Here is a 23561-nt window from a genome sequence, read left to right as displayed (position 1 = left end):
ATCATTCGGCAACGGATGATCAACTTCAGCCACACTGCCCTTAAAAGGGTGAATAGATGGATGCTCCTTCTGATGCTTTCTTGTGGGTAAAAGCATTACATATTATTGCTGTGGTTTGCTGGTTTGCAGCTTTGTTCTACCTGCCACGTTTATATGTTTATCATGCAATGAGTGAGGATGCCACCAGTCATCAGCGCTTCCAGATTATGGAACGCAAGTTGTACCGCGGCATCATGTGGCCTGCCATGCTTGCCACCCTCATCACAGCGCACTTTTTAGTGGATTGGGGTGATGCAACTCGGCATTACCATGCAGCACTCTGGTTTTACCTGAAGGTTGGATTGGTCGGTTTACTGGTAATTTACCATTTTTTCTGCGGCTATTACCGTAAAAAACTGATGGTCGATGCCCATTATAAATCGCATAAATTCTGGCGTTACTTTAATGAAATGCCAACGCTGATTCTATTTTCGGTGGTGATTTTAGTGGTCGTTAAACCGCAGTTTTAATCTGGTTGATATAAAAAAACCTCCTCTTGGAGGTTTTTTTATATCTTTTTTTACTCACTCACCCGAATCCGGCTTAAGCCGATTGTTTCCATAAGATGCATGTAAGCATCCGGTAAAGCCCACTTTTTCTAACTGGGTAATACTAGAATAGTGTCCACAAATTTATCAGAGCTTAATATAAATAATTTTATTAGTAGTCACTTTTTTAATTCAGTTTTCTTCTTCAGGACTGCTACTTTTTCATTTTTCTTAGCTTAAACCTCAAAATCATTTTTGATCCGAAAATCGCTCTGAATTGATCTTAAGGAACCTAGCAAAGTAGTTTTGGATCAGATAAACAGAAATTTTCTGGATGATTTTAAAGAAAAATTTTAATCCGTGTTTCACGGTTAATCTCATATTCTAACGTGCAATTCGAACTTCACCTTCTATCCCATTTGGGCTGAATACGATTTGCCATAATTGTAAGTCCCTTGCACGAAATGCTCCCGCACAGGCATTTAAGTAATAATTAAACATACGCTTAAAGCGCGCACTATAATTGGCTTCAATTTCTGGCCACGTTTTAATAAATCTTTCAGACCAAGCCCGAAGTGTTAAGTCATAATCGCTACCAAAATTATGCCAATCTTCCATAATAAATTTGCCACTACTAAAATGAGCAATTTTTTCAATTGAGGGTATATAACCATTGGGGAAAATATATTTACTTATCCAAGCATCGGTACTGATTCTTGTTAGATTAGAACCAATAGTGTGCAATAAAAACAATCCATCAGCATTTAAATTACGTTGTACCACTTGAAAATAGGTGTCGTAATTTTTCAAGCCTACATGCTCAAACATGCCTATTGATGCAATACGATCGAAGCGATCATTTAAGTTGCGATAATCCATAAGCAAAATTTCAACATCCAGTCCTTTACATCGCTCAACTGCCAGTTTTTGTTGTTCTTTAGAAATAGTAATCCCTGTAACCGAAACTTGATAATTTTTAGCTGCATACTCGGCTAACCCTCCCCAGCCACAACCAATATCTAATAATCGCATACCGGGTTTCAAGTCAAGTTTACGACAGATTAAGTCGAGTTTTTGTTGCTGGGCTTGAAAAAGATTATCGGTGTTTTTCCAGTAAGCACAGGAATATTGCATGGATGGATCTAGCATATGGTTAAAAAGATCATTGCCCAGATCGTAATGTTCTTCACCCACCGTCCATACTCTTTTTTGAGTCTGTAAATTTCTGATTCGAGCAATCGCAATTCTGATAATATCTTTTAAATTGTGCGGTAATTTTTGATCTAATTTGGCCCGTAAAATTTTATAAAATAAAATATCCAACCTGTCGCAATCCCACCAGCCATCCATATAACTTTCACCCAAACCTAATGAGCCTTGCTGTAAGACACGGTTATAAAAATTATCATTATGTATGTGTATATCGTAAGGCTGGTCACCATTAATATGAATACCCGCTTCATCCAGTAATTTTGCCAAGATATTTTTTAAGCCATCGTTTTTATGCCCAACATAGATATTCATAGCCACTCCTAATTATTCTAATTTTTTTGAATTTTATTAAATCATTATTTAATTTTAGCTTGTTCAATCTTTTATGAATCTAATTCCAACTATCAGATCAAGCTTGTTTTCTAGCAGCAATTCACCCGCCATTTCAGGATCCGGACTTTGCGCTCTGAAGAGATAAACTAATCATTGCAGAGTTTTGGCTCTTAGACTGTTTTTCTAATGTTAAGAGATAAATCTTACACTTTAAGTAGTTAATTAAAAAAGACTTTTATCATCCATAGATTCAGTATCCGCTGAACCCACTACCTATTTTTTAATTTTGATCGAGGATGGCCCTGATCTTCCTACTTTTTTAAGTTAATTTCTTAGCCGCGATTCGTGCTTAACTCAATTTCAAATCATGATTAAAATGGATTCTCATAAAAAAGAGAGTGGATCAAACCACTCTCTTTTTAACTGTCTGAATCAGTGACTACTTTATTTTTAACGGCTGAATACGCTTTTTCATCCGTGGTTTATAGAGCAGTTGATAGGTCACTCCAAGAATTATTAACCAAAGCGGACTAATCATCAGGGCTTTTAAAGTATCAGCTTCTAAACTCAAAATAATTAAAGCAAACAGCATGAAAGCTAGAATGATATAGGACATCCATACCCCACCCGGCATCTTGAACGTTGATTTGGCATGCAATTCAGGACTACGTTTTCTGTAGCGAATGTAACAGACCATGATCAGGCTCCAGATACTAATGAACAGGATGACGCATAATGAACTGGCCAAGGTAAACGCTTCAATGGTATTCGGTACGAAATACTGTAATGCCGCGCCCGCCATAATAAAGCAGCAAGAAAAAATAAGTCCTTTGGCCGGAACTGCACGTTTGGACAGCTGGCTTAAGGTTTGCGGTGCCTGACCATCTTTAGCCAAACCAAACAGCATTCGGCTGGTCGAAAACACGCCACTATTCATGGAGGACATCACTGAAGATAAAACCACCAGATTCATAATAATGGCAGAGGTTGGAATTCCGGCATGCAGGAACAAAGTCACGAATGGACTTTGATCCGTGGGAATCTGATTCCAGGGTGTAACCGACATCACTACAAAGAGCGACAGAACATAAAATAGAATAATTCGCGTCGGAATCGCGTTAATGGCTTTTGGCAGATTTTTCTCTGGGTCTTTGGTTTCTGCTGCCATGGTTCCAATCAGCTCCACACCGACAAAGGCAAACAGCGCGATTTGGAATCCGGCCAAAAACCCGCTTGCACCTTTCGGGAACATACCACCATGTGACCAGACATGACTAAAGCTTGCTACAGCACCTTGCGGTGGCTGGAACTGCATAAACACCATATATCCGCCAATACCAATCAAGCCCAAAATGGCTAGAATTTTAATCAGCGCGAACCAGAATTCAATTTCACCAAACAGTTTCACGGTGAGCAGATTAATGCCTAATACCAACAGTACACAACCGGCACTGATGGCTGCCTGCCCCATCGGGGTAAAAGCTTCTCCAGGCGGTAGCCAAAAACCGAGATAATTGATAATCGCAGCCAAATCCGCGATACCCACCAAGACCCAACCCAGCCAATACGACCAGCCGATATAATAACCCGCAGCAGGGCCAATCAGATCATGCGCCATATCGATAAAGGATTTGTAATGCAGGTTGGAAAGCAAAATTTCACCTAATGCACGCATCAGGAAAAAAAACATCGCACCAATAATCATGTAGATGATCAGGATAGACGGCCCGGCCAAGGAAATGGTTTTCCCTGAACCCATAAACAAACCTGTACCAATTGCGCCACCAATGGCGATCAACTGTAAATGACGGTTGGAGAGTTTCCTTTGTAACTCATGCGGAGAGGATGAATCATCCAATTGATTCGTTGTCATATTTCAATATCCTTATAGCACTGTATAAACCGGGCATTTTGAATTGAGCGAAAGCTTCCGGTGCGCTCAATCCTGCCTCTTGATTAATTTCTGCTTTAATCAAGACAGTTACACTGTTCCTTATCTGGTTGCGGGAGATGACTTTAAAAAGTTAAAGCTAAAAATTACTTTTGCGCTGCGGTCACAGCAATTTCAATCAGCCAATCCGGGTTAACCAGATTCGCCTGAATCGTAGCGCGTGATGGGGCGACGCAGTCTTTTAACCAGTCGACCCAAACCGTATTCACCGTTTTAAAATCTTCAAGGTTCTTTATATAAATCTGCGCTGACAATAATCGTGACTTATCACTATTGGCCTGTTCCAATAAACTGTCGATTGTGGCCAGAATGTCCTGAGTTTGCAGTTCAATATCTTGTGCCGTGGTTTTCGGTACCTGCCCAGATAAATACACCACCTGATTAAAAATGGTCACTGCGCTCATTACTTCTGTAGTGTTGATCTTTTGGATATCTGAATGTGACATATTAATTTCCCTATTGTGAATAACTGGATTTTGAATCAATAAACTTTAAATTCTAATGTTCAATTTCAAATTGAACCCGAGCCGTGACTGCACACATCAACTCGTAGCCCACTGTTCCTGAACTGACTGCCACTTCATCAATAGCTAAAACCTGACCTGTTGATGATGTCCCCCAAAGCACGACTTCACTGCCAATTTCAGCATCCGGGATATGGCTTAGGTCAACCGCCAGCATATCCATGCTGACCCGACCTAGCGTTTGGGTTCGAACTGAATTGACCAGTACCGGCGTACCGGTTTTCGAGATGCGCTGATAACCATCGGCATAACCACAGGCTACAATGCCAACCTTTAAGGGTTTGGAGGCAATAAAATGTGAACCATAACCAATACTTTCACTGGCTTTGACTTCTTGCACAGCAATAATTTTACTTCGAAGCGACATGGTGGGTTGCAGCTGCCAGTCCTGAATGCTATGCGCTGGATAATCGGGGGAACTGCCGTAGAGCATGATGCCACTACGGATATAATCGGAATGTAGTTGTTGGGGATAACGCAGGATAGCGGCACTATTACTGATTGAGCATTTTCCCGGTAAATCTTTGATGGTTTCTGCAAAGATTTGTTGTTGATAGCCAATGCCAGGCTCACCCAAGCGTTCGCCATCCGCATCGGAAAAATGCGTCATATGCGTTACAGATTTCACACACCCAAGTTCCTGCAAACTGTGCCATGCCGCCTGATAGGCTTCAGGATTAAAACCCAGGCGATTCATGCCACTGTTCATTTTCAGAAACACATCAAACTGTGCGGAACCTTGAAATTGCTGTAACCAGTCAATTTGATACTGGCTGTGCACGGTAAAATTGAGATCTAATTCAGCACAATCGCGTAAATCCTGAACCTCGAACAAACCTTCGAGAAGCAAAATTTGCCCCTGCCAACCGAGTGCACGAATACGCTTCGCTTCCGCAATATCGAGCAAGGCGAAACCATCTGCCTGTTGAAAAGCATCATAAACACGTTCAATACCGTGACCATAAGCATTGGCCTTGACCACGGCAAAAACCTGACTGTCAGGCATCATCTGACGTGCAACCGCCAGATTATGGCGTAATGCCGGCTGATGGATCACCGCGCTAATGGGACGTGACATTTATTCATCCTTGAATATGGGTTTGGGGTAAATTAAGCCGCGTTGGGATAACGCTGAATCGATAAACCTTCAGTATTAATGTCGGTTTTATGATTAAGCACCAAATCACTGATCAATTTGCCTGAGCCACAGGCCATGGTCCAACCCAAGGTGCCATGTCCGGTATTGAGAAACAGGTTACTGTAACGGGTCGCACCAATAATTGGCGTGCTGTCCGGTGTCATTGGACGTAAACCGGTCCAGAATGTCGCCTGTTGCATATCGCCACCCGGGAATAAATCCTGCGTCACCATTTGCAAAGTGGCACGGCGATTTTCATTCAAGCCATGATTAAAGCCACTGAGTTCCGCCATACCGCCAACACGAATACGCTGGTCAAAACGGGTAATCGCAATTTTATAGGTTTCATCGAGTACCGTAGATTGCGGAGCAAAAGCCGGATCTACAATTGGAATGGTGAGTGAATAGCCTTTCACTGGATAGACTGGCAAATTCAAGTTCAATGGTTTTAAGAAATCACGAGAATAACTGCCAAAAGCCAGCACATAACGATCGGCGGTGAGCACTTGACCATTGACCAGCACGCCTTTGATTTCATCGCCTTCAAGCACCAGTTTTTCAACGTTCTGGTTAAATTTAAAATCCACACCCAGATCTTTGGCAAGGTTGGCTAAGGCATTGGTAAACAGGTAGCAATCCCCTGTTTCATCATTCGGTAAATGCAAACCACCGACCAGTTTGTCTTGGGCAAAGGCTAAGGCTGGCTCAACTTTTGCCAAGTCTTCTTTTAGCAGCAATTCATAGTCAACGCCGCATTCTTTCAAGACTTGAATATCGCGCTGTACCGCTTCAAGCTGTGCTTCGTTACGAAAGACTTGCAATGTGCCTTTAGAACGATTTTCATAGTGAATACCGGTGGCTTTACGCAAATCTCTTAAGCAGTCGCGGCTATATTCGGCCACGCGTGTCATGCGTTCCTTGTTAATGGCATAACTTTGCGGATTACAGTTTTTCAGCATTTGCGCCATCCACTGCAACTGCCACATGCTGCCATCCATATTGATGGCCAGCGGTGCATGATGCTGAAACATCCATTTCACCGCTTTAAAAGGAATACCAGGTGCTGCCCAAGGGGTTGAATAGCCGGGAGAGACTTGACCTGCATTGCCGAAACTGGTTTCTTCCGCCGGACCTGCCTGACGGTCTAATACAGTCACACTTGCGCCTTGCTGCGCGAGGTAGTACGCACTTGCAACACCAATGACACCACTACCCAATACAATTACGTGCATTTTCCATCCCTCGAGCAACATCTAGTTTATTTACCTAGTATATTTTTGCTTTGATAGTTTATTTCACTGTTTTGTTGTCTATAATCCAGGTGATTCGATGGATTTATCGTGAAAAAAATCTAAAAAAAGGAAAAAACTGATGCGTAAATTAGACCGTATCGATCATCAGATTTTAGCCATCTTGCAAAAAGACGGACGGATTGCGATTAGTGAATTGGCGGCTCGGGTAAATTTATCCACCACGCCCTGTTCAGAACGGGTAAAACGTTTGGAACGTGATGGCATTATCATGGGCTATTACGCTCGTTTAAACCCGCAACTAGTTGATCGAAATTTGCTGGTGTTTTTAGAAATCAAACTGTCCGCCAAATCGGGAGATGTGTTTGACCAGGTGGCACGTGACCTGGTGGAAATTCCGGAAGTTTTAGAATGTCATCTCATTTCGGGCGAATTTGATTATCTGGTCAAAGCACGTCTGAAAGAAATGAGCGCTTATAGACGACTTTTAGGGGACTTGTTAAAGAAATTACCTTCTTCTGCTTCTTCACACAGCTATATCGTGATGGAAGAAGTCAAAGAAAGCTTTTATTTAGATCTTGATTAATGATTAAGCCAGTGGTCAATTTGAAATTCTAGAATTAAAAAAAGGATCAGCAGATCCTTTTTATGTATTTGAAAATAAATTTTAATTTAGCGCCCAGACTAATTTAAATGATCCAATAACTCGGCAAAACTCTCGATTCTGGCTTTAGGATTCGCTGCCGTTAACTCTTCATCTGAACCATAGCCATATTCCACCGCAATGGTTTCTATTCCATTGTGACGCGCCCCCAAAATGTCATGTTCACGGTCTCCGACCATTAAACATTCAGCAGGATTTAATTGCTCTTTTTCAATAATATAAGCAATTAATTCGGCTTTATTGGTACGCTCACCGTTGAGTTCACTACCGTAGGGATAAACAAAATATTGCAATAAATCAAAATGCTCTAAAATCTGTTTGGCATAAATTTCAGGCTTTGCCGTGGCTAAAAATAAACGATAGCCTTGTTGCTGCAATGTTTTTAAAGTTTCAGCCACTTCAGGAAAGACGTGATTTTCATATAAGCCGGTGACCGCAAATCGTTCACGGTAACCCATCAATGCCTGTTCAGCCAAAACATCATCCGCTGCCACATTTAAAATTTTTGCCAAGGAAGCTTTAAGTGGTGGACCAATAATCCAGTCAATATTGACATCATCTGCAATCGGATGACCCACTTTATTTAAGCCATAACGGGCACTGGTGGTAATCCCCACTTTGGGATCGGTTAATGTGCCATCTAAATCAATCAAAATATTTTTAATCACAGACTGACCCTTTCCTCTTAAATTTTTACTTCACAAATACTATCGAGACTTGGCTCAAAGTTGCCTATACTAACGCAAATTTTGTGAAGAAGGACATCATTGTGCGCCCTACTGTACTTTGCTTTTCTGGTTTAGATCCCTCGGGTGGAGCTGGCTTGCAGGCAGATATTGAAGCGATTGGTCAAAGTGGGTCACATGCAGCAATTGCCTGTACTGCCCTGACCATTCAAAACTCGCAACAGGTGTTTGGCTTTGAAGCAACTTCAAAAGAATTACTGTTAGCGCAGGCCAATGCAGTCGTGGACGATTTACCGATTAAATGCGTTAAATCTGGCATGTTGGGTACCACGGACAATATTGCAGCACTGGCTGAATTTTTACGCGAACATCCTGAATACCTCTATGTGCTTGATCCCGTTCTGGTTGCCAATAGCGGTGGTTCACTGGGCAATCAGGAAACGTTGGTAAAAGCTTTTATCAAACTGATTCCACTGGCTACAGTGCTGACGCCGAATACGGTAGAGCTTCGTGCATTAACAGGTGTTCAAGATATTGATCAGGCCACGGCAAAACTCTTTGAAATGGGTGCCAAAGCCGTGTTGGTTAAAGGTGGACATGAAGATACTCCTGACTATATCCGCAATGCTTTATACATGAATGGCAAACTGGTTTCTGAAACCAGATGCCCGCGCCTTAAAGGTGAATACCATGGTTCAGGTTGCTCATTGGCCAGCTTTATGGCGGGTCGTTTGGCGCAAGGGGATGATTTGAAACAAGCCGTCAACCATGCTGAAACCTGGCTGTTTGGTGTGCTTAAAAAAGCCGAAACTCCAGTGCCAAATGGTCAGAAAATTCCCAAGCGTTTCTAAAAATTCGTATTGTTCAACCTGATCATCAAATGCTTGATATAGTTTGAGATCAGGTTTTTTTTGCATTTATTTTAATTGCTTAAATCTGAGTTTTAGGGGGCTACTCAAAAATAAAGCATGTATCAATACATGCTTTAGGACGCCCATCATTTAAAACTACGCAATGAGTTCTTTAATCTTGGTCGTCGATGCATTTTTTTTGACTGATTCTATGCCCTTTGCACGTGATTGCTCACTTGAATAGAATTGGCTTCTACCAATAATCTGATAATTCACAGCTTTTAAATTGAAATAAGGCTTACCATTTTTAGCTTCAAGTCGTTCAAAACGCTCATCCTCTGTACTATTCTTCTGCACCGATTCAATGCCAATCTGTACAGAAGCTTTTGCCTTATATAATTCACTGCTCAGAATCACTTCGCCATTTCCAGCTTTTAATACAAAGCGATATTGTCCATCGTCTGTTTGACTGATCTCATACCATCCCGCCATATAAACCTCTTTATTATTTTTAAATGTATAGAAAAATTCTAATTTTAGTTATGAATACATATTATTATTTTATAAAATATAAATAATTTTCAGCTTTTTAATATGATTGTTTTGTAACCCTTCATAGCTGTAGTTATGTTCAATAAAAGTTTGGTCTGTAGTACTGAATTTGGCCTAAATATATTCAATAGAATAAAAATATCAAGAGAATAAACGGAAATTTACTCTCTTGATCTTCATCTAAAATCTCACACAATTTTTTTCGTGTAAGTTGCTTTTGGCATTTCCAGAATTTCCACACAAATCTGTAAGCTCACTTGGTTTTGTCCGGGTAAGTGCTGCTCGAGTGTGGTTAATAACAATTGTGAAATTTCCTGTTGTACTTCCACACTGCGACCACTCAATAAAGAAACTTTAGCATGCACATAAGCTTGTGAAGCATCTCCCACACCAATCACATAATCGTGCTGGCAAATGGCACGGCTTTTAACTTCATTCGCTGACCCTACATAAGCACCATCCACCATGGCCTGATTTAAGGCAAGCAGAATCGGTTTTGGTTCCAGATTTTGAATATTGTCTGAATATTCAAGGTGAATATGAGGCATAACAGAAATCCTTTAACTTGATTGTTATTGTTATATCATGCTGCTGGTTCAACCCTAAATCCGATATATCAATCTTTAATCAACCGGATCCTGTTTAGACATAAAGTATTTATAGATGAAAAAATGTCATGCCAGACAGTGCGGCATCCAAGCTGTTTAGATGCTATACACCAAGCCTAAATTTGTACTCGTATGATGACTGCCTCATAAAAAAAGCCCCCACATTTCTGCCAGAGCTTTCTAGTTTTTAATTCGTGTGAGTTAAGCTTTTTTCACAAATTCAGACTTTAATTTCATTGCACCAAACCCATCAACTTTACAATCAAGATCATGACCATCGCTTGAGTCAGGTAATAAACGAATGTTCTTGGCTTTGGTTCCCACTTTAATCACCGCTGAAGAACCTTTAATTTTCAAATCTTTAATTAGGGTAACAGTATCGCCATCAGCCAGGACATTACCATTTGAGTCTTTAATAACGGTGGTTTGCTCAGTGCTGCCTTCACCCTCTTTCCACTCATAAGAGCATTCTGGGCAAATCAGCATATCGCCATCTTCATAGGCATATTCTGAATTACATTTGGGGCAATTTGGCAAAGACATAAAAACCTCAAAAACTCTACTATAACATTTTAGAAGCCAATCTTTTGCTTAAAACCCTATTTATTTTATGGGATAAAAGCAGGCAAGACTAATATTAACTCTGTTCTAAAACTTGTTTAAGTACAATCACATGATTATAGAATTCAATTTTTTCAGCAGTAATTAAAGTCACGGGTTGCTGTTGAGTCCTCTCTCGAATTTACTACAACACTTCCGGTTGCTTAAGCAATTCTTCATTATAATTTCGTTGAAATACTTGCCAGTGTGCTGCATCGTCCATGTAGTATTTTCGCACTTCAGCCGATGATGTAATTTTCTTGGACCTTAGAGCAACTTTAGCATCTTGCTTTTTGATGCCTCTGGGCCAAAGTCGATTGAGTAAAATCCGTTGTCCATCTCAAGTCAAAACTCAGGCATAGGCATGTTTGATTTGAATTTGCGTCACCTTGATTGCATTTATTTCTATTGGTCTTGTATTTCAGGAGTAACCAATAAACTCAGCAGTTGCAAGGACTCTTGCCAGCCCAAATAACATGCTTCTACTGGAATCACATCAGGTATACCCGATTGAGTAATATTCACTTCAGTCCCTACAGAAACAGGATTGAGTTGAATAGTGACTTCAATTTGACCCGGCAAATTTGGGTCATCAAACTGGTCGGTATAACGTAATAATTGGTTGGGAATCAGCTCATGATAAGTTCCTCCAAAAGACTGGCTTGAACCGGTAGAAAAATTACAAAAAGACATTTTAAACGTCCCACCGACTTTTGCTTCGAGATGATGGACTTTGGCAGTAAAACCATGCGGCGCCATCCACTTCACTAAAGCGTCAGGATCAATAAAAGCGTTAAATACCCGTGCTGGAGGTGCGCTAAATACACGGTGAAATTTGACAGTATTGGGCATTTCTTGTTTCTCACTTTTTGTTGTTTTATATATTTAGTCTACTGCTGCCCATTCATAGCTATGTATTGCTTTGGTATGGGTGTGATTATTTTTTTCATCAACAAGCAGATAAAACTCACCAACTTTTTATACTTAAAAAATACAGATGAACGGGTTTAACTGCCCAGTCTTCTTGATCATGTATCAGTCCAAGCGATAACATTCATCAGCTAGATAAACCCTGTATAGGCTCTGCTTGTTGCAACTTGGCAATTTCCTCTAACTTTTGGGTTTGTGCCTTGTCATTACTTAAAGTCTGAATTAAATCATCTGCAAGCTGGTTCAATAAAAGCAAATCATCTTCGCTCATATGCCGTACCTGTTTATCCAAAATACATAAACTACCTAACACCAAGCCTTGCTTATTGCGCAAAGGTACGCCTGCATAAAACTTGATTTTATTTTTATTCAACTCTGGATTATGGCTAAAACGCGGATCCCGGTCTATATCCTCAATAATCAGGGCTTCATTTTGATGAACCAGATGGGTACAAATGGATTCTTCCCGAGGAATGCCCGCTTCTATCGGATTTTGATTTTCATCTGCCAGTGGACTGGCTGGAGTATTCACCCATTTTTCATCGACGAGGGAAATTTGCGCATATGTCACATTAAATGCCTGACAAGCTTCTTCGATATATTGCTGATAAATTAATAAAGTTTCAGGTTCAAGTAATTGTAATTCATGCAACGCCGCCAAACGTTCTGGTTCATTTTCAGCAAGCAATTCACGTGCAGGGTTTTCACCGTGTTGTAGCATCAGAGCATCGATACTCAGCATCAATTCGTTCACTGTGGAGACTACGGCATCCGGTTGGAAACGCTCTTGAATTTCATCCCTCAATTCATCGCTGGTATTGCCCCAGGTGGCAAAAATAATTTTTGCATGCGGTAAACGTTTACGAATGCGATGATTCAACAAACGAATTTGCGCCAAAGGCTGATGATGAAACATAGAAATGCACATCATCTGAATATTTTCGGGTAAGGATTCAAGCAGATCTGTTTTTGATTGAATCAGTACTTCATTATGACTTTGCGCTGCAATTTTTCTTAAACTTAAACCATGGGCCAACATGGAAGAGGCCAATACATCAATTTCCCAGCGTGCGCCCAGGCAAATGACTTGTACGGGATCATTTGTCTTTGGACTCGGATACTTGTGTTGAAAATCATGATTAAACAATTTCAAGCCTTGGTGCATTCTTAAACGATGCTCGGCGCTTGCGTCAGTACTATGTCCTTCTGAAAACAAACGAATTGCGGGAATGGCAACATCATCATAAAAGCTTATAACCTTACGAACGACGACTTCCTCACTGGGCTTTTTAGGTAATTTTTGTTCAATATAATCTTGGGCAACTTCAAGCGCATCATCTACATCATCTGCAACCAAGCGCTGGTAAAACCGTTCTGGTGGCGTCAGTACCGGTTCACTGCCTATAAGCGTTTTGATAAAGCCCAATGCCGGAATATAATTGGACAATACCAATAAACATGCTGTTAATGGGGTCGAGAGAATCAGGCCAGCTGGTCCCCATAAGGTGGTCCAGAATGTTGCTGCCAGAATAATCGCCAAAGTGGAAAGACCGGTACTTTCTCCATATAACCACGGCTCAATCACATTGTTAATAATCAACTCAAGCAACAGAATCAGCCCAAGGGTCCATAGCACCATATTCCAGCCCGGATCGACTGCAAATGCCAGAGTAAGGGGAAATAAGGCCGAGATCATCGGGCCGACATAAGGAACAAAACGCATCACTACCGCGACCATTCCCCACATAATGGCAGCCGGCACGCCAATCAGCCATAGACCTAATGCCATCGGAATACCATAAGTGACATTTACCAACAGTTGCATCCGCAGATAGGTTCCAATCCGATCTGCCGCCTCATCCAGTGCATCTGTACCGACATTCAAATTGCCACCCAGCAATTTCAACAAACGATCATGCAAGTCTTTGCGACTGAGTAAAATCAGCACCACAAACAGAAAAATAATACCTGCAGTCGCCAAAGGACTGAGAATTTTTGATCCCCACTGCATAGCCGCTTCAGCGTCACTTTGTTGCTGCCCCACCACCTCTACCTGTTGTACGCCCTCTTTTTTACTAACCGGAGCCACGTCCTGTATCGAACTTTCTACCGTATCAATGGTCTTGATAGCTCCGTCCCACACACTCGGTCCAGAGGTAAAACTTTTTACCGAGTCGAGTTTTTGTTTAATGGTGTCCTGATATTGTGGCAGTTCCTGACTTAAATTCCCCAATTGATAACCGAGATAAGTTGCCGCCCCACTCAAAACACTTAAGGCAAATAGCACCACCAATGCAATCGATGGCAATTGCGGCAAGCCCCATTTTTTTAAGCGTGTCACTAAAGGTTCAAGTAAAAATGCCAAGAGCACCGACAGCGCCAAAGGAATGAGAATATCTTTTCCAAAGTAGAGGGCTAAAATAATCAAGGCGGCAATCACGAACCCCGCCATCATACGTAAAACTTGCATGGTCTGTACTTCATCATTTTCTGAGCGTAATGGAGATTGTGAATTTAGTGGTTTTTCCTTATTCACATTAATATCCTTATTATTTTTTATTCCTATCTCTGTATTTAAGATTTTTTGGTGCAGAAATTCTAGAGAGTTACTGTAAGTAAAATCCGAGTCTCTCCCCCTCATTTTCAGTTCAAGTGCATTATTTTTTATTTTTACCAAATATTTGGGCACAAAAAAACCCTAACGATTTTCAGCGTTAGGGTTGCGTGGTCTTTCACTCAACAAGAGGAAGTTCGACTTCAGCTTTACTTGAATTCAGACCCTATATTTGGACTATTATTCACTGATTTGAATTAGCTTTGCAGTTCATCTTCCAGGTCTTCGTCGTCATAGACATACGCCATGCAACCCCAGCCGTCGTATTCACCGCCGTGTTGTTCAGCAATTTTTGTGAACCATTCTTCAATGTCGACAATGTCTGAATAGTCAGGTTCCATATACATATAAATAGTGATAATCCACTCTAGCGTATCGGCTTCTTCATCTTCAAACAGGCTGATTTTTTGTTCTTCTTTCAGCAAATAAAGTGCACATTTTTCGGCTTGTTCTTGGGTATGAAAAGCAATCGAAAATTCAATTTCATGTGCTTCAGTCAGATCGTCACCATCTTCAGCCATTTGCCAAAGTACGTTACCGTTTTCGTCATCTGGGAATTGTTCAAAATCGCGTGTCATGGGCGTTTCCTTATCGTAATCATTTAAATCTCTAACATTGTACCCAGATTAGCTCAAGTTTGTTTCATTTTAGCGCTTCAAAAGATTCATTCTCTTGCTCATTGGTTAAAGTTATTTTCTGTTTCATCCGTGCAAAATGACCATGATCGTTGTTACGCAAAAAGCATCAATGCTGAAATTTGTATCCAACTTATCTTCAACAATCTGACTGACATGCTTTATTAAATTAATCCGCAAGATAATAATCGACTGTTGACACCACACGTAATTTTTTCAAATACGGGGTATTACTGTCCCGATCTTCTATACTAAACAAGCCCTGATTTGCCGATTTAATTTTACCTAAACCGCTTTTAGAATCGGCAGCAAATTTTTCTGCAACATTGCGTGCATTTTCGGTGGCCTGTTCAATCATGGCCGGCTTAATGTCATTGAGTTTGGTAAATAAATATTCGGTTTTTTGTCCAGAGTCATCTCCGCCAAAGGCAATGCCTTTTTTACCCAAAGCCACCAAGCGACTTTGTGCAGCACGTACCGCATCTATTTTGTGGGTATATACGGTTATGTTTTGATGTGCGGTATAGCGTAGCGCGACATTTTCATTGCCGCCATATTGCTGGGCATATTTATCGGTTATGCTTGGCGCAGCCGAGGTGATTTCCTCAGCAGTAAACCCTTCACTTTTTAAAAATGCCTGAATTTGCTGGGTATTTATTTCCATGGTGTCGTACAACTGCGTCAGGTCTTGGCTGGCAGCGCTAAAGCGAATCGGCCACACCGCAACGTCGGCTTTGACTTCGCGTTCAGACAAACCTTTGACCGAAACAATGCGTTCATATTGTTTAATTTTCAGTGCGCTATTACCTAATATCCATCCTGCAACAATCATCCCCAAGCAAATGAATACACCTAAAATAAGGGCGGGTTTGAGCTGATTCATCGGACTAAACTCCTTTTAAACATTATTATAATTTAGATTTTTCCGTTTTTATAAGTACTACAAACGCCTGAAAATATTGATTAAATTATTGTGGTATAGCACGTTTACTTTGTAGTTGAATTTTTAAAATGGTGGGGTAGTTTTTAACTTTTACCCATAAAGTATATAGCCATTAAAGGCACTAAATTAAACATTAAAATACCCACTTTATAGACCGCCATTCCCCCATAATGAATTGCATCGAAGGTCGCATCTGACAGATGGAACCATTTTCCATGGACTTGCTTAATCCAGTCACGGGCAAAAATAAAGGCCAAAAACCAAAGCATTAAAATGATGTAATTGATCAGTACTGAGGAAAGTAAAAAACGAAACCAAAAATCGAGATTCATACTGATTCTCTACGCGGTAGCTTGTGATTTCTAAAATAACAGATTTAATATGCTGAAACGAGTAGATGATGTGTATCTACACCTTATGGTTTCTAATTTATTTTAAGATTATGATTTTTAATTCATTTTTATATTTTTATTATTTTTTATTCGGTAGATAATTTTTGAGGGTGTTAGGGAAAACATAATGTTTAACTTCAACAATTATAGCTTTGTAAGCGATAACCTTATGCCTATAAACTCGTGATCTATAGCGTCCTAAGCCGAATCGAGACCTTTTGGGTAAGTACTACACTCACGTTATACGCAACTGGTAGCAATCTACTCTTTTCGATCCCCGTCACACCCTTGAGATATAATTTACCAAGTTAGGCTCGGGATTATTTCCCTAAGAAAAGCCAATTTAAATATTTTTTGGAAATTATTTTCTTAAAAATTAATATTTACGGAATATTTAATCAAAACAGCATTAATTACCGCTTTTTATTGCGATTTATTGATATTTTTAGATAATTTTTACTTTCCAGATTTACTTTTTTGATGTTAAGTAGTTGGCAGAATCTTGGCTTTAACTTTATGTTGAGCAAAAGCTGCATATGAAAATATGAAGGTTCTCATATGCATGAAAATGACCGTTAAGAATTAAAGAACGTGTTTTGCACTGCACCGGCAATCAACCACCATGCACTGATCGCGACCATGCCACACATGATATTGGCCAGTATTTTATTGATTTTGCTGAGCTCGGAATTATAGATTTTCAAGTTAACCAGATAAGCCAGTCCGCCCAATCCACCGCCAATCAAGCCGCCAAATAGCACCAAAATAAAAGGCCAACCTGCAATTAAGTGTACATATTTCGGTGTTTTTTCAATTTTCATTATTTCGCTGGTGTGTTCCATTTTAATTTCTCCTTCTGCTTTTTAAATGTATCTAGCCCTTTGATAGGAGCACAAACCCTTAAAGAGATGCTCGCAACTTGGGATAATTTATTAAGCAATATTTAAGCCATGAAATGTTCGTTGTGCTATTTCACATAAAGGTGGTAAACATTTTTATTAATATAGGCATTTAAACCATCGCCATACTGTGCCAGTTGTTTCATGTTCTCGACATGCTGATAGCCGGCACTGGCATAACTATAAGTATAAATTTTTGATTTTTTCTTGAATTGAACCCGAATAAACTCATTGCCAATTTCATAGTTGGCAACACCTGAGTCGTGATTGAGATCTAGATAATGTTCCAAGTGAATAGTCCTGAAAACCATGAATTGCTTGTTTTTATATGGGGATAATTTGATTATTTTTCAAACAAGCATTGAGTGTAACCGCTATGCTTAAGTAATAAAAAAGCCCTATCGTGTAATAGGGCTTTTGTTCAAAACAGAGGGTAACTGTTTTTATATGTGCTGCTTAGGCAATTTTGTTGTTAAATATATTGCCAAGGCATTTGGTACACGGGGGTAAACGATCTGTACCAATTTCTAAGTAAGTGCGTTTTCCGCACTGAACACAAAAATAGAAGCCTGTTCCGGGTTTTTCGCCAGCAGTAACCATTTTTGTTCTCCATGGGTTTTAGAAATGGTAGAACCAGTATATCCCTCTTATGATGAATGTCTATTGTCCATTTCGACAGGTGATGGTGGCGTTTGGGCGAACAATTTATCCACTTTGATCATTATTAAAATAATTGGCAAATCTAAAGTCAAAGACTTAATCAAAATTAAGCCGCGCAATAAATCATTGGAATAACATTTACATCTTTTGCAGCATGTGCAAAGGAGGATAATATCCATAATAACTGAACAATATTCCCCCTAACTTTTTGCCCATTTTTCAATTTATTAAATTCTGCTGTGATTGCAGTCTTTGAAATAAAGCTACAACTTAAAATACATTTTCTATGTAGTTTATGATCTCTAAATAATGAATCTATATCTGTATCAAAATTTGGCGTAGATTTACGAATTCTAGCAATTTGAGTTTGAACACCTTTCCCACACTTATAGTGATTTGCTAAAGATAGGGTGACTTTCTGGTTGATCTGATTTTTTGAAAAAAACATGTTCCCTAAATTTTTTATGCCTTGACCGACTACATCATGTAAGTTACTTGCTGATGTTGAAACATTTCCATGTTTTGAATGGATAAAACTAATACTTGGATCGGTTAAATTTAAAGTAATATGATCCGCCCATTCATCACCTAGATCATCACAAAAAATATAATCATCGTTGGCATGTGTTTTTTCAACAAATCCAAACATGGAATCGTTATCAAAGGCTATCTGATTATTTATAAAAGCCCCTTTCTCTGATAGAACTTTTTCAATGTTAATCTGCGGGTGAAGTATTTCAAGAATACTTTCAATTTCAGCAACTCCAGAAACATCCTCAAAGCAGTTATCCATAAAATACATATATTTTGGATCATCAAAAGTTATACTAAACAATCCATGTTTATTGATATACCCCATAAAACTTTCTAATTTATTATTTTCTTCAACTTTTATCTTTCTCAATAGATTTGATGAAATTGATAATGTTTTTTTATTCTTTTTAATTTTTGATGAACTTTTATAACCAACCAAGTCTAAATTTGAATCTATTTCGTAAACTTTTCCAAGTTCTAAAATAAGTTTTGCTTGAATTCTATCCGTAATATTTATAATTTTCTTAGATCGCTTTTTTTTACCATTCAAAACTTCTTTCTTAATTAACTCATATTTTAATTGTAAAGATCCATCCAAAATTTTGTCTTCTATTGAAGATATATCAATTAACAATGCACTAGGCTTACTAATCATTAGAACATCTTTTAGTAATACTTTTTTAGCAAATAAATTTAAAAAATCATTTTGATTAGCTGTTGTAAGTAAATTAATTTGAGTATCTGCCCAATTAACGATGTCATTGATAGATTGTCTAGCAGATGATTCAACAACTCGTCCCGTACCAGAAATTGATTTAGTATTACCACCTTCTCTTACTTTAAAATGAGATGGGATTGAACGACCTGCTGCATGTGTTGATAATGTTCCAATAAGATTTCCTGATTCATACGAGCGACTTCGAATTGCCTTATCGGAAACTGTCATATTTCGTAATGACATTTTTTGAAATTCAGCATCATTCCTTAATAACTTACTCAAATCAGACACTTGAATTAAATCAAATTTTTCTTTTAAAACTTGTAAGAAACTAGAACAACTTTTACTAAGTACAACTAAATAATTACTTAATTCAATTATGATAATAAAAGCATAAATTCGATCTTCAAAATTATCATCATCTAAAAAATATACAGGCCTAACGGTGGGAAAAACTTTAATTGAAACTTTGTAATCAACATTTAAATTTGTTGATTCTGAATACCTAAAATTATCAATAATAAAATTTGTACCTGCTTCTTTATTTTCAACAGCTTCATCTAATATTTCAGAAATAGCATTATCATCAATTGGAGCAACAGTTTTGAAAAATAGTACGTTTTTTGTTAGCTCTAATCTTTCAGGCATATCAGCCCCCAGCAAATAAGTTGTATAAAAAACACCCTATTAAAAAATAGAGTGTTTTTTATGCAAAATCAATAACTTTTAGAACAATCTACTAAGCGAATTGCCCTTCCAAGAAGTCCTGTGCAAAGCGTTGCAATACACCGCCCGCTTCATACACATGTACTTCTTCTTCGGTATCTAAACGGCAGGTCACCGGCACTTCAACAATTTGGTTTTTACCATCATCCGTTGCGCGCTCAATGACTAAAGTTAAAGTCGAACGTGGCGCAATGTTACCAATCACGCTATACAGCTCAGTACCATCCAGCTTTAATGTTTTTCGGTCTGTACCCGGTTTAAACTCAAGCGGCAATACCCCCATGCCGACCAGATTGGTACGGTGAATACGCTCAAAACCTTCTGCTACAATCGCTTCCACACCGGCAAGACGCACACCTTTCGCAGCCCAGTCACGACTAGAACCCTGACCATAATCCTTCCCTGCAATGACAATCAAAGGCTGTTTGCGGTTCATGTAGGTTTCAATCGCTTCCCACATACGCATTACTTCGCCTTCCGGCTCTACACGCGCTTTCGAACCTTGCTTAATCGTGCCGTCGGAACGAACCACCATTTCATTAAACAGTTTCGGATTTGCCAACGTGGCACGCTGCGCAGTCAAGTGATCACCGCGGTGAGTTGCATAAGAGTTAAAGTCTTCTTCAGGCACGCCCATTTTCGCCAGATATTCACCAGATGCACTGTCCAGCACAATCGCATTTGAAGGAGATAAATGGTCGGTGGTAATGTTGTCACCCAAAATTGCCAGCGGACGCATATTGCTTAAAGTACGCGGTGCAGCCAATGCCCCTTCCCAATAGGGTGGACGGCGAATATAAGTACTTTGCGGACGCCAATCATATAGCGGACTGACCGATTTTACTCGCTCGCCCAAATCAAACATTGGAATGTAGACTTGACGGAACTGTTCAGGCTTAACAGACTTTTGCACCAAAGCATCAATTTCAGCATCAGATGGCCAGATGTCTTTCAAGTAAATTGGATTGCCGTCTTTATCGTTGCCAAGCGAATCTTTTTCGATGTCAAAACGAATGGTACCGGCAATGGCATAAGCAACCACAAGCGGCGGCGATGCCAAAAATGCCTGTTTTGCATAAGGATGGATACGGCCATCAAAGTTACGGTTACCCGATAACACCGCAGTTGCATACAGGTCACGGTCAATAATTTCTTGCTGGATTTTTGGATCTAGCGCACCCGACATACCGTTACAGGTGGTGCAGGCATAAGCCACGATCCCAAAACCGAGTTTTTCCAAATCGTGCAATACGCCTGCTTCTTCAAGGTAAAGCGCTGCCGTTTTAGAACCCGGTGCAAATGATGATTTCACCCATGGTTTACGGGTTAAACCCAACTCATTGGCTTTACGTGCAAGCAAACCCGCGGCAACGGTATTACGTGGGTTTGAAGTATTGGTACACGACGTAATGGCAGCAATGATCACCGCACCATCCGGCATTAAACCATCGGTACGCTGTTCAACCACGCCGGCAATGCCTTTTTCTTTTAAGTCACTTGTCGATACACGTGCATGCGGATTGGATGGCCCGGCAATATTACGGGTCACAGTCGACAAATCGAAACGCAGTACACGCGGATATTCCGCCTGCTTCATCTCGGATGACCAAAGCCCGATTTCTTTGGCATAGGTTTCAACCAGTTTCACTTGCTCGGCTTCACGACCAGTTAAAGTCAGATAATCAATGGTGTTCTGGTCGATGTAGAACATGGCAGCCGTTGCGCCATATTCAGGGGTCATGTTGGAAATCGTGGCACGATCTCCTACCGACATGCTGTCCGCACCTTCACCGAAGAATTCTAAATATGCACCCACAACACGTTCTTTACGCAAGAATTCAGTGAGTGCCAACACGATATCGGTTGCAGTAATGCCGGCTTGACGCTGTCCCACAAGCTCGACACCAATAATATCGGGTAGACGCATCCATGATGCACGGCCGAGCATGACATTCTCAGCTTCCAAGCCACCTACCCCAATCGAGATTACCCCGAGTGAATCGGTATGTGGCGTATGCGAGTCTGTACCCACACAGGTATCTGGATAAGCCACGCCATCACGGTTTTGAATCACCGGAGACATTTTCTCCAGGTTAATTTGATGCATGATGCCATTGCCCGCCGGAATCACATCGACATTTTCAAAGGCTGTTTTGGTCCATTCAATAAAGTGGAAACGGTCTTCATTACGGCGGTCTTCAATGGCACGGTTTTTATCGAAAGCATCAGGATCGGAACCGCCGAACTCCACGGCCAATGAATGGTCAACGATGAGCTGTGTCGGCACCACCGGATTGACTTTAGACGGGTCACCGCCCTGGTCGGCAATCGCATCACGTAAGCCCGCCAAGTCGACCAGTGCGGTCTGACCCAAGATGTCATGACAGACTACACGTGCCGGATACCAGGGAAAATCGTGATCTTGTTTGCGTTGAATAAGTTGTTTTAATGACTGCTCTAAAATGGCTGGGTCACAACGGCGTACCAACTGTTCTGCAAGTACTTTAGAGGTATAAGGAAGTTTGGCATATGCGCCTGGGTGGATATCTTCTACGGCTTGACGCACGTCAAAATATTCGAGCTGGGTGCCTTGCAGTGGTTTACGGTAGTTGTTGTTCATAGCTTACCTGCCTCTTAAATCATTTTTTTACTGCGTAATTGTTGTTGACGAGTCACACGGGTTTGTTAGCATTGTACGCTGTGAAAAAGCCATTTCCCAAATCATATATATTTCAAAAACTTAAGTTTAAAATGAACACTTTTGAAATATTTAGTTGCATAAAATTTAGAATATTTGCCCTAAATGTGCTTTTTTTTGCAAAATAGCGGAAAATACCGCTAATTCTTTAGTATTAGATCCAGTATTGGTGGACAATAAATGAGCAATCTAGCTTTCTCCTTATACACGCTAAACGGTGTAGATGCGCAAAAATTTCTTCAAGGTCAAGTAACTTTAAATGCCGAAGCCTTAGCAGAAAACCTAACTCGCTATACAGCCATCTGTAGTTTAAAAGGTCGTATTCAGTTTGGTTTATGGCTGAAAAAAATTAATCCGGAAAGTTTTGAAATTGTTGTGACTGCCGATCAAGCCGAAGAGTTTGCCCAGCATATTAAAAAGTTTGGTGCATTTTCCAAAATGAAACTGGAACAAGTCGGTCCAGTGTTCCCTACTCTAAATGGCGATACTACCGATTTTTCTGCGGCTAAAACCGATATTGCAGCGTGGCAACTTCAAGCCATTGAAGCCGGTCAAGCTTGGATTGAAGCAGCAACGGCGCATGAGTTCCAACCGCAAGAGCTACGTTTACACCAACGTGAAGGCGTGCATTACGACAAGGGCTGTTATATTGGTCAGGAAATTATTGCGCGCCTGTGGTTTAAAGCCAAGCCGAAAAGCTGGTTACACCTAGTTCAAGGCGCAGGTGCGACACCAGCTTTGGCAACAAAGTTAAATAATGATGTCGAAGTGGTAAACAGCATTGCGATTGATGGCGGTTATAAAGCTTTAGTGGTCGCTAAACCTGCAGCACTTGAAGAACTAGGCTTAGCCGTTTTAGATTTGCCAGAAGCGTTAAAAGGCGACGTGGCACGTCCACAATAATATTCAATTTTAT

Annotated in this window: 25 protein-coding genes; 5 read left to right on the top strand and 20 right to left on the bottom strand. The window is 40.2% G+C overall.

Annotated features, from left to right (window positions below):
- Nucleotides 1-56: 56 nt before the first annotated feature.
- A complete protein-coding gene (gene hemJ, locus AY606_RS03995) occupies nt 57-509 on the top strand; it encodes a protoporphyrinogen oxidase HemJ (protein ID WP_067865104.1) in 453 nt (150 codons plus the stop codon).
- Between the two features lie 402 nt (nt 510-911).
- Here hemJ and cfa read toward each other — a convergent pair whose 3' ends face one another.
- From cfa to AY606_RS03970, 5 genes are all read right to left on the bottom strand, one after another.
- Nucleotides 912-2051 carry a cyclopropane fatty acyl phospholipid synthase gene (gene cfa / locus AY606_RS03990; protein WP_067865101.1) on the bottom strand — a complete coding sequence of 380 codons (1140 nt, stop codon included), beginning with the start codon at nt 2049-2051 and terminating at the stop codon, nt 912-914.
- A 460-nt stretch (nt 2052-2511) separates the two neighbouring features.
- Nucleotides 2512-3945: an amino acid permease gene (locus AY606_RS03985; protein ID WP_067865098.1), complete on the bottom strand. Its 1434-nt coding sequence runs from the start codon at nt 3943-3945 to the stop codon at nt 2512-2514.
- Nucleotides 3946-4109: 164 nt separating this feature from the next.
- A complete protein-coding gene (locus AY606_RS03980; RefSeq protein WP_067865096.1) occupies nt 4110-4469 on the bottom strand; it encodes a RidA family protein in 360 nt (119 codons plus the stop codon).
- Nucleotides 4470-4521: 52 nt separating this feature from the next.
- On the bottom strand, nt 4522-5625 hold the full coding sequence (alr, locus tag AY606_RS03975) for an alanine racemase (RefSeq protein WP_067865094.1): 1104 nt from the start codon (nt 5623-5625) through the stop codon (nt 4522-4524).
- A gap of 32 nt (nt 5626-5657) precedes the next feature.
- Nucleotides 5658-6917 carry a D-amino acid dehydrogenase gene (locus AY606_RS03970; protein WP_067865092.1) on the bottom strand — a complete coding sequence of 420 codons (1260 nt, stop codon included), beginning with the start codon at nt 6915-6917 and terminating at the stop codon, nt 5658-5660.
- A 139-nt stretch (nt 6918-7056) separates the two neighbouring features.
- On the opposite strand from AY606_RS03970, the gene AY606_RS03965 reads away from it, so the two are divergent.
- The gene (locus AY606_RS03965; RefSeq protein WP_067865090.1) at nt 7057-7521 is read left to right on the top strand and encodes an Lrp/AsnC ligand binding domain-containing protein; all 465 of its coding nucleotides are present in this window, start codon (nt 7057-7059) and stop codon (nt 7519-7521) included.
- Between the two features lie 98 nt (nt 7522-7619).
- Here AY606_RS03965 and AY606_RS03960 read toward each other — a convergent pair whose 3' ends face one another.
- The gene (locus tag AY606_RS03960) at nt 7620-8267 is read right to left on the bottom strand and encodes an HAD-IA family hydrolase (RefSeq protein ID WP_067865078.1); all 648 of its coding nucleotides are present in this window, start codon (nt 8265-8267) and stop codon (nt 7620-7622) included.
- A 101-nt stretch (nt 8268-8368) separates the two neighbouring features.
- Between AY606_RS03960 and AY606_RS03955 the strand changes: the two genes are divergently transcribed.
- Nucleotides 8369-9136 (top strand): hydroxymethylpyrimidine/phosphomethylpyrimidine kinase, encoded by a 768-nt coding sequence (locus AY606_RS03955; RefSeq protein WP_067865075.1) that lies wholly within the window; start codon nt 8369-8371, stop codon nt 9134-9136.
- Nucleotides 9137-9292: 156 nt separating this feature from the next.
- Here AY606_RS03955 and AY606_RS03950 read toward each other — a convergent pair whose 3' ends face one another.
- From AY606_RS03950 to AY606_RS15695, 12 genes are all read right to left on the bottom strand, one after another.
- Nucleotides 9293-9628, bottom strand: coding sequence for a YegP family protein (locus AY606_RS03950; RefSeq protein WP_067865072.1), 336 nt, complete (start codon nt 9626-9628; stop codon nt 9293-9295).
- Between the two features lie 248 nt (nt 9629-9876).
- Nucleotides 9877-10236, bottom strand: a complete 360-nt coding sequence (locus AY606_RS03945; RefSeq protein WP_067865070.1) for a 5-carboxymethyl-2-hydroxymuconate Delta-isomerase — start codon at nt 10234-10236, stop codon at nt 9877-9879.
- Between the two features lie 261 nt (nt 10237-10497).
- Nucleotides 10498-10839, bottom strand: coding sequence for a zinc ribbon domain-containing protein YjdM (locus AY606_RS03940; RefSeq protein ID WP_067865068.1), 342 nt, complete (start codon nt 10837-10839; stop codon nt 10498-10500).
- A gap of 202 nt (nt 10840-11041) precedes the next feature.
- The gene (locus AY606_RS16515; protein ID WP_249409213.1) at nt 11042-11194 is read right to left on the bottom strand and encodes a hypothetical protein; all 153 of its coding nucleotides are present in this window, start codon (nt 11192-11194) and stop codon (nt 11042-11044) included.
- 107 nt (nt 11195-11301) lie between these two features.
- Entirely contained in the window at nt 11302-11748 is a 447-nt protein-coding gene (locus AY606_RS03935; RefSeq protein ID WP_067865066.1) for an SRPBCC family protein, read from the bottom strand.
- Nucleotides 11749-11953: 205 nt separating this feature from the next.
- Nucleotides 11954-14386, bottom strand: coding sequence for an AI-2E family transporter (locus AY606_RS03930; RefSeq protein ID WP_502692105.1), 2433 nt, complete (start codon nt 14384-14386; stop codon nt 11954-11956).
- Between the two features lie 251 nt (nt 14387-14637).
- A complete protein-coding gene (locus tag AY606_RS03925) occupies nt 14638-15018 on the bottom strand; it encodes a ribonuclease E inhibitor RraB (RefSeq protein WP_067865064.1) in 381 nt (126 codons plus the stop codon).
- A 226-nt stretch (nt 15019-15244) separates the two neighbouring features.
- Complete coding sequence (locus tag AY606_RS03920; RefSeq protein ID WP_067865062.1) at nt 15245-15958, bottom strand: SIMPL domain-containing protein; 714 nt, start codon at nt 15956-15958, stop codon at nt 15245-15247.
- Nucleotides 15959-16101: 143 nt separating this feature from the next.
- Nucleotides 16102-16350: a DUF6868 family protein gene (locus AY606_RS03915; protein WP_067865060.1), complete on the bottom strand. Its 249-nt coding sequence runs from the start codon at nt 16348-16350 to the stop codon at nt 16102-16104.
- A gap of 635 nt (nt 16351-16985) precedes the next feature.
- Complete coding sequence (locus AY606_RS03910; protein ID WP_067865058.1) at nt 16986-17252, bottom strand: hypothetical protein; 267 nt, start codon at nt 17250-17252, stop codon at nt 16986-16988.
- Nucleotides 17253-17377: 125 nt separating this feature from the next.
- Entirely contained in the window at nt 17378-17599 is a 222-nt protein-coding gene (locus AY606_RS03905) for a hypothetical protein (protein ID WP_067865056.1), read from the bottom strand.
- A gap of 166 nt (nt 17600-17765) precedes the next feature.
- Nucleotides 17766-17909 (bottom strand): zinc ribbon-containing protein, encoded by a 144-nt coding sequence (locus AY606_RS15695; RefSeq protein ID WP_081408354.1) that lies wholly within the window; start codon nt 17907-17909, stop codon nt 17766-17768.
- Between the two features lie 24 nt (nt 17910-17933).
- Between AY606_RS15695 and AY606_RS16050 the strand changes: the two genes are divergently transcribed.
- On the top strand, nt 17934-18104 hold the full coding sequence (locus tag AY606_RS16050) for a hypothetical protein (RefSeq protein WP_155858115.1): 171 nt from the start codon (nt 17934-17936) through the stop codon (nt 18102-18104).
- Here the strand turns inward: AY606_RS16050 and AY606_RS03900 are convergent.
- A complete protein-coding gene (locus tag AY606_RS03900) occupies nt 18076-19869 on the bottom strand; it encodes a hypothetical protein (RefSeq protein ID WP_067865054.1) in 1794 nt (597 codons plus the stop codon). The two genes, AY606_RS16050 and AY606_RS03900, sit on opposite strands and share 29 nt — an antisense overlap.
- Before the next feature lie 91 nt (nt 19870-19960).
- The gene (gene acnD / locus AY606_RS03895) at nt 19961-22567 is read right to left on the bottom strand and encodes a Fe/S-dependent 2-methylisocitrate dehydratase AcnD (protein WP_067865051.1); all 2607 of its coding nucleotides are present in this window, start codon (nt 22565-22567) and stop codon (nt 19961-19963) included.
- A 258-nt stretch (nt 22568-22825) separates the two neighbouring features.
- Between acnD and ygfZ the strand changes: the two genes are divergently transcribed.
- Complete coding sequence (ygfZ, locus tag AY606_RS03890) at nt 22826-23548, top strand: CAF17-like 4Fe-4S cluster assembly/insertion protein YgfZ (protein ID WP_067865049.1); 723 nt, start codon at nt 22826-22828, stop codon at nt 23546-23548.
- Nucleotides 23549-23561: the final 13 nt, after the last annotated feature.

The sequence above is a fragment of the Acinetobacter sp. SFB genome (assembly GCF_001647545.1).
Taxonomy (GTDB): domain Bacteria; phylum Pseudomonadota; class Gammaproteobacteria; order Pseudomonadales; family Moraxellaceae; genus Acinetobacter.
The sequence above is the reverse complement of the archived record's forward strand: the minus strand, read 5'-3'. Positions and strand labels throughout refer to the sequence as shown.